The 14,765-nt window shown below is 52.8% G+C and carries 13 protein-coding genes; 6 read left to right on the forward strand and 7 right to left on the reverse strand.

The window, feature by feature from the left end:
• Positions 1-20 precede the first annotated feature (20 nt).
• The 4 genes from NDK47_RS19545 to NDK47_RS19560 form a co-directional block, all read right to left on the reverse strand.
• A complete protein-coding gene (locus NDK47_RS19545; RefSeq protein ID WP_251871448.1) occupies positions 21-1,133 on the reverse strand; it encodes a cupin domain-containing protein in 1,113 nt (370 codons plus the stop codon).
• An 18-nt stretch (positions 1,134-1,151) separates the two neighbouring features.
• Positions 1,152-1,649 (reverse strand): DinB family protein, encoded by a 498-nt coding sequence (locus tag NDK47_RS19550; RefSeq protein ID WP_251871449.1) that lies wholly within the window; start codon positions 1,647-1,649, stop codon positions 1,152-1,154.
• Positions 1,650-1,651: 2 nt separating this feature from the next.
• Positions 1,652-2,596, reverse strand: a complete 945-nt coding sequence (locus NDK47_RS19555) for a fumarylacetoacetate hydrolase family protein (protein WP_251871450.1) — start codon at positions 2,594-2,596, stop codon at positions 1,652-1,654.
• Between the two features lie 66 nt (positions 2,597-2,662).
• Positions 2,663-2,917, reverse strand: coding sequence for a YciI family protein (locus tag NDK47_RS19560; RefSeq protein WP_251871451.1), 255 nt, complete (start codon positions 2,915-2,917; stop codon positions 2,663-2,665).
• 517 nt (positions 2,918-3,434) lie between these two features.
• On the opposite strand from NDK47_RS19560, the gene NDK47_RS19565 reads away from it, so the two are divergent.
• The 4 genes from NDK47_RS19565 to NDK47_RS19580 all read left to right on the forward strand — a co-directional run bounded on the left by NDK47_RS19565 (position 3,435) and on the right by NDK47_RS19580 (position 7,117).
• Positions 3,435-4,466 carry a TRAP transporter substrate-binding protein gene (locus NDK47_RS19565; RefSeq protein WP_251871452.1) on the forward strand — a complete coding sequence of 344 codons (1,032 nt, stop codon included), beginning with the start codon at positions 3,435-3,437 and terminating at the stop codon, positions 4,464-4,466.
• Between the two features lie 12 nt (positions 4,467-4,478).
• Positions 4,479-4,973: a TRAP transporter small permease gene (locus NDK47_RS19570; protein ID WP_251871453.1), complete on the forward strand. Its 495-nt coding sequence runs from the start codon at positions 4,479-4,481 to the stop codon at positions 4,971-4,973.
• Positions 4,974-4,977: 4 nt separating this feature from the next.
• Positions 4,978-6,255 (forward strand): TRAP transporter large permease, encoded by a 1,278-nt coding sequence (locus NDK47_RS19575; protein ID WP_251871454.1) that lies wholly within the window; start codon positions 4,978-4,980, stop codon positions 6,253-6,255.
• 100 nt (positions 6,256-6,355) lie between these two features.
• Complete coding sequence (locus tag NDK47_RS19580; protein WP_251871455.1) at positions 6,356-7,117, forward strand: IclR family transcriptional regulator; 762 nt, start codon at positions 6,356-6,358, stop codon at positions 7,115-7,117.
• Between the two features lie 166 nt (positions 7,118-7,283).
• On the opposite strand, the gene hrpB is transcribed toward NDK47_RS19580, so the two are convergent.
• Positions 7,284-9,809, reverse strand: a complete 2,526-nt coding sequence (hrpB, locus tag NDK47_RS19585; protein WP_251871456.1) for an ATP-dependent helicase HrpB — start codon at positions 9,807-9,809, stop codon at positions 7,284-7,286.
• Between the two features lie 79 nt (positions 9,810-9,888).
• Positions 9,889-12,231, reverse strand: coding sequence for an RNA polymerase recycling motor HelD (helD, locus tag NDK47_RS19590; protein ID WP_251871457.1), 2,343 nt, complete (start codon positions 12,229-12,231; stop codon positions 9,889-9,891).
• 439 nt (positions 12,232-12,670) lie between these two features.
• On the opposite strand from helD, the gene NDK47_RS19595 reads away from it, so the two are divergent.
• A complete protein-coding gene (locus NDK47_RS19595) occupies positions 12,671-13,570 on the forward strand; it encodes an SDR family oxidoreductase (RefSeq protein WP_251871458.1) in 900 nt (299 codons plus the stop codon).
• A 154-nt stretch (positions 13,571-13,724) separates the two neighbouring features.
• Here NDK47_RS19595 and NDK47_RS19600 read toward each other — a convergent pair whose 3' ends face one another.
• The gene (locus NDK47_RS19600; RefSeq protein WP_251871459.1) at positions 13,725-13,928 is read right to left on the reverse strand and encodes a transcription initiation factor TFIIIB; all 204 of its coding nucleotides are present in this window, start codon (positions 13,926-13,928) and stop codon (positions 13,725-13,727) included.
• Positions 13,929-14,057: 129 nt separating this feature from the next.
• On the opposite strand from NDK47_RS19600, the gene NDK47_RS19605 reads away from it, so the two are divergent.
• Positions 14,058-14,711, forward strand: coding sequence for a YHYH domain-containing protein (locus NDK47_RS19605; protein ID WP_407653319.1), 654 nt, complete (start codon positions 14,058-14,060; stop codon positions 14,709-14,711).
• Positions 14,712-14,765 lie beyond the last annotated feature (54 nt).

Below are 14,765 nucleotides of genomic sequence, written 5' to 3' on the forward strand. Positions count from 1 at the left end.
GCACCTCATCTTCGCAGTCTTTAAGGAAGCAGCGGCTTGAACTCGGAGACAATCTCCTGATGCCCCTGATGCGTATCCAGCGCTTCTTCACGCTGTACGTCGAACCTTTCCATAATCGGAAGGTCGCTGACGGAGAACAGATACGAATCTTCCGATGCGACATGCTCATGCATCGCCCAGTTTGGCACCACGAAGTAATCTCCCTGGGACCAGTCAAAGCGCACCCCATCGATCACCGTGTAGCCGGAGCCTTTGTACACCTGATAGATCGTAGAGCTGGTATGACGATGCGCTTTGGAGTGGAAGCCTTTGGGCAGCTTTTGCATCCAGGCGGCAATGGTCGGATTGGCCGTCTGCCCGTTAGACGGGTTGATGTATTCAACCGCGTACCCATCGAACGGATCGGGCTCAAATTTGCTTAGACCTTCCAAAGCTGACAAGGTCTGTCCCCATTTGTACGAGCCGAGCGGAGCGACCTTCGGGTACCGGTCGGAAATCGGGCGAACCATGCCGCCCGCATACCGCTGTGAAGAAAAATTGTCTGGCACCTGCGGCTGCTCAATTTTCTCCGGGTAATTTTCAAAAAAGGTTCCGCCAATCGCATAGATTGTCGGGATGTCGAGGCAGTCCATCCAGATCATCGGCTCATCCCCCGGGTGGGCGTGACCGTGCCAAAGACCTTTTGGCGTGATCAGGAAATCTCCCTCTTCCATATAGATGCGTTCCCCCTGGACGATGGAGTAAGCGCCGTTACCGTTGGTGATAAAGCGCAGGGCACTTTGTGTATGGCGGTGCGAAGGAGCTGTTTCACCGGGCAAAATCAACTGGACCGCAGCGTACAGCGTTTGCGTCGTGGAGGCCCAGCCCCAGGGCTCGCGATTTTTCAAACCGGGATTTTGCAGGTAAATCGCCCGTCTCTCTCCGCCCCGATCCGGTGTGAAAATCTCGCGGGCTTCCATCAGCTTGGCATGCAGCGTCTCCCATTTCCAAAGATAGGGGAGCGCTTGTGATTTAGGCGTTTTATTCATCAGCTCGGGGATGGCATGCCACAGGGGTCCGAGGTGGTATTTGGCGATTTCCTTGTTAAAGTCTTGAACGATTTGGCTTTGGAAATGGTCATTTTTTTCAGCCATGAGAATCCCTCCGTTTATTTAGTGAGTGTTTGATAATCCGGCTTCCGCGTATTGACGCAGGTTCCGCTTGATCTGCTCCACATGCGTCTGGAGATGCTCAACCAAGAGATGGTCCACGATAAATTGCAGCGGCTTCGTTCCAAAGCGCGGATTGCGGCTGGGCGCTTCCTTCTGCAAGTCGCTCATTTGCACCGAGGCAAGCTGCTTGCTCATCTCTTCCTTCAGCTGACAGACACCAGCGACTGCTTCGGACAGACTGCGCTGCCCTGCCTGTGCTACCGCGGCAAGACGCCCCTCATGCTGCAAGCCGCGTCCCCACTCACTGCCCGGAGACTGTATCGCAGCGTGCAACTCCCTCAGCCAGTAGGGAATCGCTTCTTCCACGTGGCACAGTACTTCGATGATGGACCACTTTTCTTCAGAAGGTTTCCACCTGAGCAAATCTTCCGACAATCCATCCACAAGCTGCAGCATCTCATCGACAGATGCCTGAAGGTTTGAAATCACACTGTTCATGTTCATCCCTGCTCCCCCGCCTTCCGTACCCGGTTTTCCAAAGCGCCGATGCGGTCGATTTCAATGCGGACAACATCGCCGTCTTTCAGGAACACTTGAGGATCGCGAGCCACGCCTACTCCTCCCGGTGTACCTGTCAGAACCACGTCGCCCGGCTCCAGCGTCACCAGTTGGGAGAGGAATTCCACGAGATATTGCACGGTGAAGACCAGATTGCTCGTGTTGGAACGCTGGCGCTCTTCTCCGTTTACCGTCAGGACGACCTCCAATCCAGCCGGGTCCTGAATCTCTTCACGGGTGACCAGCCACGGCCCCATCGGCGCGCTTCCCTCGACCGTCTTGCCCTGCAGCCACTGGATGGTTCTGCGCTGAATATCGCGATAGGTGACGTCATTGGTGATCGTATAACCGGCCACATAGTCAAGCGCATCTTTCTGAGAGACATTGCGCGCCCGCTTGCCGATCACAAAAGTAAATTCTGCTTCGTAATCAAGCTGTTCCGAAATAGGAAAGAACGGGATATCATCCTCAGGTCCGATAATCGTATTGGCGAATTTGGCAAAAACAACAGGGACAGACGGCAGCTCGCGTCCCATTTCCAGGATGTGCTCACGATAGTTGTGCCCGACGCAAATCATCTTCCCCGGTTTGAGAACAGGTGCCTCCAGCTTTACCTCGGAGAGCGGATGAACGATTCGATAGGAAGACGGGACATCATTTTTGCTCACATAGTCGATCACTTCTCTGGCCAGAGCCAGACTTTTTTCTCCGCCCTGCAGAAATCCAACCATCTCTGCCGGGATAAAGGCTTCCGCAATTTGCTTCGCTCTCAGCTCGCCCGCTGCCTCCAGCATCGCGACATACCCGAGATTCAAATCGATCACCTGATCATCGTGCACACTGCCGATACGGGTGTTTCCTTGGTAGGTGAAGCTAACCAGTTTCATGAGATCTTCTCCCTTTCATGTCATCATCTGCGTCATCATCTGAGTCGCCATACAAAATGAAATCGCTTACTGAACATTCCATTCTTTTATTTGATAAAGACACTGACCTTCCAGATACATCGGGTCCTGATGGACAATGGCAGCGGCTTCTTCCAGTGTCTCTGCCTGAAGCACGTAGGCTCCCCCTGTCTGATCCGGAAATCCGCCTGCAGAAACCAGGCTGCCCCCTTCCCGCAGTTCTTGCAGATAACTGCGGTGATCCGGGATTGACGTTCCCGAAAAGTCTGACTTCCGTTCAATGAATACGAGAAACTTCTTCACCGACTCTCCCCTCCTCCTCTTCCACAAACTGAACCAATTCCACAAATAGAGAATTAAGTTCCCTATACATGATTAATTGAAGATCAAAAGCCTCCCTTTTGTCAATCATCTGTCTGATAATTTTTTAAACTTAATCAATTGAAATGCGATTTTATCCAGGATTGGCGCGGATTGTAACAGAAAAATGCTTTTGAATAGTCGAAATTTATGTGACAATTTTTGTTGACATCTGTCGAAGGCCTGAGTATAACTAAATTGTGATATAGAGAACTTAATTCACCAATAAACCCCAATTTAAATCTTTTGACAGCGCTTTCTGCTGGTTGTTCGTTCACCCGGCATTTCGAGAGCACCATTTTGAGAGGAGGGGATTCCCGGGCAAATTGCTTGGGCGATGCTTCGCTCGTCCATGGAAAACGGGCCTAATTCTTTCGTTCCTATGTATCTGGCAATTCGCACTACTTCGAAAACAAACATCCATACGAGAAGCAAAGAAAAGTTGAGGGGGTCTACTCTGATGAAAAAAACACTTTCTTTTACATTGGCAAGCATCCTGAGCCTGTCGCTCGTCCTCGCCGGTTGTGGCAATAATGGCGGGAGCGCCGGCGGCTCCACACAATCTGCAGGAGATGGCAGCGGCGGTCAAAGCTACAAATTCCGCCTGACGCATATTACGCAGACAAGCCATATCTGGCACAAGACGGCGGAGAAATTCAGCGAAGAGCTGGAAGTCCGCTCCAATGGGCGGATGAAAGTCGATCTCTTCCCTGCCGGCCAGTTCGGCGCCGAAAAGGACATGGTCCAGCAGCTCGAAACCGGTTCCCTCGATTTCGGGATTATCACGAACGGATATCTGAGCACTCGATCGGAAGCCTTCAACGCCTGGTTCATGCCATTCCTGTTTGAAAATATCGAGGAAGCCACCAAAGCTCGCAAAACCGAATCGGCTGCAAAAATTCTGGACGAGCTAAGCAGTCAGGGACTTCAGGCAAACGGCGTCGTCTTCGCAGGCAACCGTCACATCCTGACCAAAGACACACCGGTTACCTCTCCAGAGGATTTGAAGGGCAAGAAAATTCGCATCCTGGGAAGCCCTGCGGTACAGGATTTCTGGACGGCGGTCGGGGCTGGCCCAACTCCAATGCCATTGCCTGAGGTCTACACCTCGCTGCAAAGCGGCGTGATCGACGGAATCGAGATCGACCTGGATGCGCTGAATACGGAGAAATACTACGAAATCGCCAAAAACCTGACACTGGCCAATTTGACCTCCTTCCCCGGCGTATTTGTGACCAGCAAGGCTGCCTTTGACAAGCTGTCGCCAGAGGATCAAAAAATCGTAAATGAATCGATTGAAGCCGCGCTGGAGTGGGGCAACCAGGAATCGATTGCCCGTGAAAAGAGTACGTTGGAGGAGCTGAAAACCAAAGGAGTCACGATCACCGAGCTTTCCAACAAAGATACCTTCAACACCGTGCGTGATCAGGTGTACGCAAAATACAGCAATAACCCTCTGATTAAAGCGTTCATCGACGAAAACAAAAAATAAGAGGTGTAGCTCGTGAAGATCCTGAGAAAAGTCAGTGACACCATATTCCAAATCGAGAAAGTTTGCGCCGCCGTTCTGGTCTTTGTCATGCTCGGCGCCCTGGTGTCCGGAGTGGCTTTCCGGTATCTGTTCAACTCTCCTCTGATCTGGTCCGACGAGGTTGCGATTTTCGCCCTCGTCTGGATCACGTTTGTCGGGGGGAGCATGGGCATTAAATTGGATCAGGCCGCGTCCGTCACGATTATTACCGACTTTTTGAAAAAGCGTCCGCAGCAAATCGTCTTTGCCATCGGATGGGGCATTGTATTTGTCTTCTGCCTGTTTTTCCTGATCTACTCCTGTATCTGGGTGACATCGCCCTCGATCGGGGTTCAGAAGTCCAGCACTTTGCAAATCCCCATGCTCTACCCGTACCTGAGCGTACCTTTTGGCTTCTTTTGTTTGACATTTCACACGTTGAGCAAGTTTGCTGACAGCTTGTTTGACTGGCGGGAAAAGGGGGAGTAATACTGTGGCAGTTGCTTTGCTTATTTTTATCGCGCTCATCCTGATCCGCGTACCCATCTCGCTCGTGCTTGGCATCACCAGTATTTCCTACATCCTGATGGGCGGAAATCTCACCCTTTTGACGACAGCGCCACAACGGCTCTACTCCGGTTTGGAAAGCTACGGCCTGCTTGCCATTCCCCTGTTTATGCTGGCCGGTGAGCTGATGAATTCTGGCGGGATTACAACGCGGCTGGTCCAGTTTGCCAAGGGGTTCGTCGGTCATTTTCGCGGTGGCTTGACCTATGTGAACGTGGTTGCCAACATGTTCCTGGCCGCCATTATCGGGTCGGCTACCGCGCAAATCGCGATGATGTCCCGCGTCATGGTTCCCTCCATGGAAAAGGAAGGGTACAAACGGGAATTCGCGGCAGCGACGACGGCGGCTGCCGGTCTTCTTGGCCCCATCATCCCGCCCAGCATGATGTTCATCATCTACAGCGTCGGCTCCGGGGCTTCTATCGGAAAGATGTTTCTGGCAGGGATCGTCCCCGGACTGATTCTGGGACTGTCTTTTATCGTTTTGATCGCGATCATCGGCTATCGGCAATCTCTGCCAAAATCAGAGAAAATGTCGGCAAAGGATAGGCTGAACGCTACAGTTAGGGTGCTGCCTGCCCTCTTGGTGCCCGGAATTATGATCTGGGGCATACTGAGCGGTGTTTTCACTCCCACCGAATCGGCTGCGATTGCCAACCTCATCGCCTTGATCGTCGGATTTTTCTTTTACCGGGAGCTGAGCTTCAAGCAAATTCCCGGAATTATTCTGAACACGGCGATTACGACGGCTACGGTCACGCTGCTCGTCGCCATGGCCAATCTGTTTGGCTGGGTACTCGCCTTTGAACGCATCCCGCAACTGATCGCTGAATCAATGGTTCAACTGACGAGCAGCCCCTTTATGTTCCTGCTCCTGGTTAATCTATTTCTGCTGCTGGTGGGAATGGCGTTCGACGGGATTGCCGCCCTGATTATCCTGGTGCCGATCTTTACGCCTATACTGCCGCAATTCGGAATCGATCCGATTCACTTTGGCGTCATCATCTGCCTGAACCTGACGATCGGACTGCTGACCCCTCCAGTAGGCGCAGGGTTGTTCATCGCCTCATCGATTGCGAATGTCAAGCTGGAACAACTGCTGAAAGCGATCTGGCCCTATCTGCTCGCTTCCTTGATCACATTGCTGTTGGTCACGTATCTCCCAGATCTCGTAATGTGGATTCCAAGAATGGGCGGACAGTAACAGGGGCAGACTTCATCATGCTTCACTGCAAGAAAAGTTGGATGGAGCTATGATCTTCCTTTATACTTATCTGTAGTGAAATCAGGAAAGGTTGTCTTGAATGACCACACCAAAATCAAGCACTACCATTCAATCGTTGCAAATTGGTTGTGATATTCTCGAATTGGTCGCCTCTCACGAAAAGCCGTTGAAATTCAACGAGATTCACGAGCTGAGCCAAATCACCAAGAGCAACCTGTATAAGTATCTAAACACGCTCACACAAGTCGGCATGCTCCATCGGGATAAAGAAAACGGTCTGTACTCCCTGGGAAGCAAACTGATCGAATACGGCATGAAGGCCGTCAACCAGGGCGACACGATTGAGCGGGTTACTCCTTACCTGCAAGAAATCAACCGCATCTGCAAAAACACGGTACTTTTGACCATGTGGACACACAACGGACCGGTCGTGGTCAAACTGATCAACAGCCAGCCAGGTCTCAACATCGGGGCGCAGATCGGTACGTTTTTGCCCATCACCTCGTCTGCCGGAAAAGTATACGCTGCTTTCCAGGAGGAGCTGGTGATGGCAGAGTGGAAAAAGGAACAGCTGGCCAAGTTGAGTGAAGTGCAAAAAGAGCAGCTGGCGTCCAATCTCGCCTTTGTTCGCGAGCATCAGATCTCCTTTGCCAACGAACCGCTCGTGCCGACCATCTCCTCCATCGGACTGCCGATCTTCAATTTTGAAAAACGGCTGTTGGGAGCCATCGTCGTCGTCGGATTTGACGACGCGATCCCGAAAAGCATTGATGACATCATGAGCCAGTACCTGTTGAAGATGATGAATGAAATTTCGCAGGTATTTGGCTACAAACCGTAATACAGCTCTTGGAACCCCAAAAAAGGGTGTCCCCGACGATTGCAGTCGCTGGGACACCCTTTTGTATGGAATACAGCCAAGTCCATATTGCCGTCCTATCGCTTGCGCGGCATGGAACCTTTGCTTTGTAGAAGTGCATTTTTCCGGTCCCGGCGCAAAAAAGCGATCAGCTGCGCGGCCGCGTGCGATTGGTCGGCATGGCCTGCAGGGGATCATCCGGCCAGTAATGCTTCGGATACCGCCCTTTCAAATCTTTCTTTACATCAAAATAAGCCTGCTGCCAAAAGCTGGTCAAATCCCGGGTGACCTGCACGGGCCTATGAGCCGGCGACAGCAGATGGAGCGTCAGCGGCACACGGCCGTGATAAATGCGCGGCGTCTCTGTCAGCCCGAACATCTCCTGCAGCCGGACCGATAGAATTGGCGACTCCGGATCGCTGTAATCCACGGGAATGCGGGAGCCGCTCGGTACCTCGATATGAGTAGGCGCCTCCTTCTCCAGCTCTCTTCTCCGTTCCCAAGGGATCAGCCCGAGCAGAATCTCATGCAGGGAAAGACGCTTCAGGTCAGCACCGCTTTTCATCCCATAGAGATGCGGCCCCAGCCACTCCGCCAAGCTGGCAAGCAGATTTTCTTCTGAAGCATCCGGCCAGTTATCCGGTTCCTGTCTGTGCAAAAAGACCAGCCGCTGCTGCAGCTGTCGTGCCTGCTTCGTCCACGGAAGCAGCTCCAGTCCCTCGATCGCGATCCCGGTCAAAAGTGCTTCCAGCAGATCGTCCGGATCGGGATCAGCCTGGTGTGCCTCTCGCAAAACCAGGGCTCCAAACCGCTTGCGCAGAAGGGCGCGCACCGTCTGTTGACCCGGTTCCCAGTATACGCGACTCTCTTCTTCGATCTGATCGGCAAAGCTGGATTCCAGATCCGCCAGTTCCACCGGAGCGGCCAGATATATCGCGCTCTCGCTGCCGTGGTCATCCAGTTCGGCAGCCACCAGATAAGGGGCGCTGGAGATCTCCTGTACATGGGCGAGCAAGGCCCCTCTGCCGCTTTGCAGCAAATAACGACCATTCTCTCGCCGCTGTGCGACTCTGTCCGGAAACGCATGGGCCAGCAGCAGCCCACAGGCATGGATATCGTCACGCCCGCCTTCATCGGCTCTGATGCCAAACTGCTTCTTCCAGTGAGCCGCCTCTGTCCAAATCGTCCGGCAAAGCGGCAGATTCAGGGAAATTCCTTCATGATACGCATACGGTTGAGCGTCAGACCGCTGCACTTTGCGGATCGCCTCTACCCGTGACCGCACATCTGCATGTTCGCCTGCCCGCACGCCGCGAAACAGATCGCGCTCACTCAGGACAGCGGCCAGTTCACAGGCGAGCCCTCCCAGTCCGAGCGGGATCGCGACCAGAATCATATGAGCCAACCTGGGTGAGAGTCCGGTCTCCGCCATTCTTTTCCCGTGCGCTGTCACCTGTCCCTGCTGATCCAGCGCTCCCAGCCATACAAGGAGCCCTCTGGCCTGGGAAAAGGCGGCGGCAGGAAGCGGGTCCAGCCAGGAAAGCTCGGCTGGATCAGTTACTCCCCAGACCGCCAGCTCCAATGCCAATGCGGCCAGATCGGTATCTCTGATCTCCGGTCTCCGGCTTGCTTCCATCTGTTGTTCTTCTTCCTTCGTCCACAGGCGGTAGCATACGCCGGGTGCCAGTCGGCCGGCCCGTCCCCGGCGTTGGTCCGCAGAGGCTTTGGCCACACGCACTGTCTCCAGCCGGGTCAGTCCGGTGCGCGGGGAAAAACGGGGAACACGCATCCACCCGCTGTCGATCACGATCGTTACCCCTTCTACCGTCAGGCTGGTTTCGGCAATCGAGGTGGCCAGCACCACTTTTCGTTCCCCGGGCTGGCAGGGGGCGACAGCTCGGTCCTGCTCCTGCGAAGAAAGATTGCCGTACAACGGTGCGATTCTGATCGGTTTTTGCCCCATGTCCATCTCTATCAGCCTTGCTTCGACTCTGCGAATTTCCCCGGCCCCCGGCAGGAATGCCAGAATATCTCCGCCATCCTGCTGCAGGGCTTTCTGAATGGTTGCCACCACCTGTTGCTCAACCGCCACTTCCGATCGCCGGGACAGATAATGTGTATCCACTGGAAAGGTGCGCCCCTCGCTTTTCACAATCGGCGCGTTTTGCAGAAGGGCAGCGACCGGCTCCGCCTCCAATGTGGCCGACATCACCAGAATCCGCAAATCCTCGCGCAAAAGCTCGCGAGCCTGCAAACAGAGTGCGAGTCCCAAATCTGCCTGCAGACTGCGCTCATGAAATTCATCAAAGATGACCAGCCCGACGTCTTCCAGAGCCGGGTCTGTTTGCAGCATTCGCGTCAAAATCCCCTCAGTAATCACCTCGATGCGCGTTTTTGGACCCACCCGCGTATCCAGCCTGACCCGATACCCCACCGTCTCGCCGACCTGTTCTCCCAGCGAAGCGGCCATATAGCGGGCAGCCATCCGCGCGGCCAGACGACGCGGTTCCAGCATCAGAATCCGCCGCCCTTTTATCCAGGGCTCTTCCAGAAACGCCAGCGGAACACGGGTCGTTTTGCCCGCCCCCGGCGCAGCGACAAGCACAGCGCTGGTCTGTTCCCGCAGTTCTTTGCACAGATCGGGCAGTATGGCATCAATCGGCAGTGTTTTCATCTCTGTCACCTCATCTCATTGCCAGCCGCCAGTTGTTTGTTTTTCTGTTTCTTCTGTTCGTTCAGCTTCCCTTTTCCCCTTACTCATCGCGATAAGCAGAAGCAGGAAGTTCACTTATAAACGGACTTTTTTCATTCAGATAAAACAGCGACAGCTCATGCATGGCTCGGGTACATGCCGTGTAAAAGAGTTTTCTTTCCGTCTCCCTGCCGTACTGCTCCCGAGAAGCATTGTAGAGGATAACGCCGTCAAATTCGACCCCTTTGGCCAAATAAGCAGGGATGATGTGAATCCCTTTCTCAAAGGATATCGTCTCTTTGTCGATCAAGCGAAGAGGCACCCGTTCCTTCAATAAGGCATACGCTTCCCGGCTCTCCTCCGCTGTTTTGCAGATCACCGCGATCGTCCGATGTCCCGCTGCCTTCAACTCGCCGATTCGTGCGGAGATTCGCTCTGCCAGGTCGCCGATGTCGGCAGCTTTGGTCACCGTCGGGGTTTTCCCATCCCGGTTAAACGGCTCAATCTGATCTCCTCCTGCAATCATCCCGCTGGTAAATTCCACGATCGGCCGCGTAGACCGGTAGCTTCTGGTGAGAATAATTCGTTCCATCTCCTCCTCTTTGTAGAGAGAAGAGAGCCCCGCAAAATCCTCGCTTTCGGAGGAATGGGCATAAATCGCCTGATTGATATCACCGAGCACCGTCAGACGGGCATGGGGAAACAGGCTTTTGATAAAGGCGAACTGAAAGGAGGAGTAATCCTGCGCCTCGTCGATAAAGACATGGCGAACCGCTGTATTGGTCTGAAAGCCTTCCACTCTTTCCTTCAGATATAAAAAGGGCGTCGCATCTTCCCAGGATAAAACGGATTTTTCCAGGCTTTCGATCGTCTGTTCACAGATCTCCTCCCAGAAGTCAGGCAGTTGTCCCTTCTCCGTATATGGCTGCACGCTCTGCGGCGACTCAAACAATTTCCGGTACAAGGCCGGGTGGTCGACAAACCCGAGCTGTTTCACTTCCCTGCGGAGCGGGATGAAGTGATCCTGTACCACCTTCACGGCCAGCAGCTCCCGTTCACGGTCAAAATCGTTAAAGGTCTCCTCTGTAAACTGATTCTTTCTGCGAAGATGCTGGTATGCCCGCTGATATTCATCCGAATCCAAGAGTTCAATCGCTTCATCTACCCAAGGGCGAGAAATTTCCTTGCGGGCGAGGCGCTTTAATTCTCCCAGCAGCCATTCTGCCACCAGCCGCAGGCGATTGGGGATGCGCAGCGAAGAATCCATTCCATAGAAACGCTCCTCGATCGCGCTTGCCGGAATCAGGATGCGTCCGCGAAATTTGATATCACGGAAGCACATGCCTTTCTGGCGCAGAGCGTCGACGTAGTTCTCGATTACTCTGAGCCATTGACTGTCCGCCTTAAAACGGATACCGGCCGTCCTGGCTTCATATCCAGGCTCCTCCATCGCCGTGTAGCTATACTCCATCTGGGCAAACGGGTCTTCCACCGCAAATTCTTCGCCCAGCCGATGTTCTACATATTCTTGAAAGGTCGTCTGCTGCATGTTCTCCTCTCCCAGCTCAGGCAGAACTGTGGAAATGTAGCTGTTGAACATGGGGTTGGGAGAAAACAGCACGATTTGCTCGGATTGCAAGGTCCCCCGATAGCGGTACAGCAAATAGGCGACGCGCTGCAAGGCCGCAGATGTTTTGCCGCTGCCTGCTGCCCCTTGAACGATCAGGAGCCGATTCTTCACGTTGCGGATAATCCGGTTCTGTTCTTTCTGGATCGTGGCGACGATGCTTTTCATCTGGCCATCTGCCTGCTTGCCAAGGACTTCCTGCAAAAGCTCATCGCCAATCGTCACACCCGTATCAAACATGGACGTCAGCTCGCCATCGCGAATGATGAATTGCCGCTTCAGCTCCATCGTCCCCTGGATCAGGCCGGCCGGTGTCTCGTACTCGGCTGGACCCGGCGAATAATCATAGTACAGGCTGGAGACAGGAGCACGCCAATCGTAGACAAGAAACTCTTCTTCCTTCTCATCGAGAAAAGAGCCAATCCCGAGATAGATCTGTTCAGCCCCTCGTTCCCCTGCCTCACGAAAGTCGATACGGCCGAAATAGGGTGATTTTTGCAAGCGAATCAGCGTTTTCAACTGATTTTGCGCGTGTCGATGTATCCGTTCACGCTCGGAGAGCACCTCCGCCTGCTGCTTGATGCTGGCGTAGGTTTCAACCGCCTCGATATCATCTTCAAAGTTCACGGTTACATCGTCCCAGAAATTCCTGCGGATTTGCACAATATCCTCTTTTACATCACTGACATGCTTTTGCAGGAATTCGATGCGCCGAGAGATTTCACCAACGACCCGCTGAACGCGCTCCTCTTCTGCCTGTCTTTCTCGGTCTTCCATGCTATAATACCTCTCCTTTCGCCCTGTTTCTTTCTTTTGCGAGATGGGTTTGACAAACCGCTTCTACTGTGATAAGATATTATTGGGAAATTGTTTTTGAATATCACAGAAGAGTGCAATCAACTCCCATTGTATCACAGGGGATCGGTGATTGCAATTTCGGCTTTCCTTTTTTTGATGGGAAATACATGACAAATAGACAGCAAAACGGAGGCGTTCGCGTAGGAACGGCTCCGTTTTTTTTGTGCGTTATTTAACGTAATCAGCCAGAAGTCCTTTAACATAAAGCGGAGGTGGAGGGGGGTGTTCGTTCACATGTCAGTGGATGTTCCTGAAACGATGGTTTCAGAGGATGACTTCAACTCACGGGGAATCCCCGCACTTCTTGGGCTCAAGCGGAATACGCTGTCAGGGTAAACATCCCATGGAGGTTATGCAAATGATCCCGATGTACCCCTATTACTCAAGCCGTTTCGAGTGTGAAATACTGCCGATAACCTTTCCTCCCCAGCACCAAGACCGTCAGCCTGGGCTGGAATACCTGATGGTTCCCCGTCCCATCTCGGAAAACCCCAGCTACCAGGGCTCCGGAAAATTACAGGATAAAGTGGCGATCATTACAGGGGGAGACAGTGGAATCGGGCGAGCCGTCTCCATCACATTTGCCAAGGAGGGCGCTGACGTGGTGATCGTCTATTTGTATGAGCACGAGGACGCCGAAGAAACCAGACAACGCGTGGAAGCACTCGGGAGACGCTGTCTGGCGATTGCCGGCGACCTTCGTTATCCCGAAACCTCTGCAGAGGTGGTGGACCATACCCTCGAACGGTTGGGCCCACCGGATATCCTGGTCAACAACTGCGGTGTTCAATTCCCCCAGGACAGCATTCTGGACATCTCGAACGAACAGTTGGAAGACACGTTTCGCACCAATCTGTTCTCCTTCTTTTATATGACGAAGGCCGCACTGCCCCACATGGATTCGGGAAGCAGCATTATCAATACGGCCTCCGTCACGGCCTATGCTGGCGCAAAAAATCTGATCGATTACTCTTCTACAAAAGGGGGAATCGTTTCCTTTACCCGTTCCCTTTCTTTGTCACTGGTGAGTCAAGGCATCCGGGTCAATGCAGTGGCACCCGGCCCGATCTGGACCCCGCTGATCCCTTCCAGTTACTCTGCCGAATACGTCTCGACCTTTGGACTGAAAACCCCGATGAAACGGGCCGGTCAACCCTTTGAGCTGGCTCCCGCGTATGTCTATCTCGCCTCGGATGACTCCAGCTTCGTCAGCGGCCAGGTTCTCCATGTAAATGGAGGCATCATGACCTCTTCCTAATGATGATCATCAACCAACACTTTTGCTGCCTTTGCTCCTGTTCCATCGTTTGTTTTCGACGGGGACAGGAGTACTTCTTTTTCCCGAGTCATTACAATCTCGTAACATCGATCGCTGACAGCGTCCATTTGATTAGACCCAGTCTCGATTCTTTCTATGTTTCCTTTCTTTTAAACTTCTCCGGCTGCTCCACATAGCTTTCGAGAATGTATCCGCAATCCGTACAGATGATATGAATCAACGCGGAATTGAAGGAGAAAATTTTGTCCATGGGAGCGACGGAGGCATAGCCGCTCTGTTTTCCTCTGCCCCATTGAGAGCTTTTGCACTTGGGACAAATCACGTCTGTTTGTTCCATTACCTCATCCTCCTTTTTCAACTCAGATATTGTATAGCATAACGTAAAAAGAGTGGGTATTCCTATCATTCTTCCCAAAACATCCCACCATTCATCTATAATAGAGAAAAGAGTAAAGGAGGGAATCTTTTGAAAAAGGGAATCATTTTCTTTCTATTTCTCGTGATGCTTTTCTCTGTACTGCCCGTTTCGTGGGCTCATCCCGGCAGGACCGATGCAAACGGTGGGCATACCTGCCGCACAAATTGTGAAAAATGGGGGCTCCGCTATGGAGAATACCACTACCATAATGGTGGAAGCAGCACGCCAAAAAGCACTTCGACTCCCCAGACGAACAAGCAGACCGATCCGAGCCCACAGCAGCCAGCCAAGCCTGCGCCTGTAATCGTACCGATCATTGCTGTCGACAAAGCCACGGTCTACATTCAACCTGTACAGCATGAGGATTATGTGATTGGACAACTGGATTATGGTGTTATTGCCCAGGATCAGGGCAGTATAGAGGGCTGGGTTACCTATCACTTTGTGGACGGTCGCATCGGTTACATTCCGAAAACGGTCATGACCACGTATGAAGCCATTACACCCAAAACGATAACGATTCAAGTAGAAAAAGCCTACGTTTTCTCCACTCCCTCTACCACAGGGAATGCAAACGGTTCACTTGCCAAACAAGCAACGGTACAAGCCCTTGGGAAAAATGGAGACTGGTTTTATATCTCGGCTACGAACGCCGAAGGCCAGACGATAAAGGGGTTTGTCTCCTCGACCGTAGCTTGGTGACGAAAGTAAGAGAGCGGCGCAAAAGTCTCCCCGCACTGTATCTTGCGGAAAGAC

The sequence above is a fragment of the Brevibacillus ruminantium genome (genome assembly GCF_023746555.1).
Taxonomy (GTDB): Bacteria; Bacillota; Bacilli; order Brevibacillales; family Brevibacillaceae; genus Brevibacillus; species Brevibacillus ruminantium.

Excerpts from the sequence above, each read along its gene's own strand:
- NDK47_RS19545 (WP_251871448.1), bottom strand. The coding sequence starts at position 1,133 with ATGGCTGAAAAAAATGACCATTTCCAAAGCCAAATCGTTCAAGACTTT.
- helD (WP_251871457.1), bottom strand. The coding sequence starts at position 12,231 with ATGGAAGACCGAGAAAGACAGGCAGAAGAGGAGCGCGTTCAGCGGGTC.
- NDK47_RS19550 (WP_251871449.1), bottom strand. The coding sequence starts at position 1,649 with ATGAACAGTGTGATTTCAAACCTTCAGGCATCTGTCGATGAGATGCTG.
- NDK47_RS19565 (WP_251871452.1), top strand. The coding sequence starts at position 3,435 with ATGAAAAAAACACTTTCTTTTACATTGGCAAGCATCCTGAGCCTGTCG.
- NDK47_RS19580 (WP_251871455.1), top strand. The coding sequence starts at position 6,356 with ATGACCACACCAAAATCAAGCACTACCATTCAATCGTTGCAAATTGGT.
- hrpB (WP_251871456.1), bottom strand. The coding sequence starts at position 9,809 with ATGAAAACACTGCCGATTGATGCCATACTGCCCGATCTGTGCAAAGAA.
- NDK47_RS19600 (WP_251871459.1), bottom strand. The coding sequence starts at position 13,928 with ATGGAACAAACAGACGTGATTTGTCCCAAGTGCAAAAGCTCTCAATGG.
- NDK47_RS19595 (WP_251871458.1), top strand. The coding sequence starts at position 12,671 with ATGATCCCGATGTACCCCTATTACTCAAGCCGTTTCGAGTGTGAAATA.
- NDK47_RS19555 (WP_251871450.1), bottom strand. The coding sequence starts at position 2,596 with ATGAAACTGGTTAGCTTCACCTACCAAGGAAACACCCGTATCGGCAGT.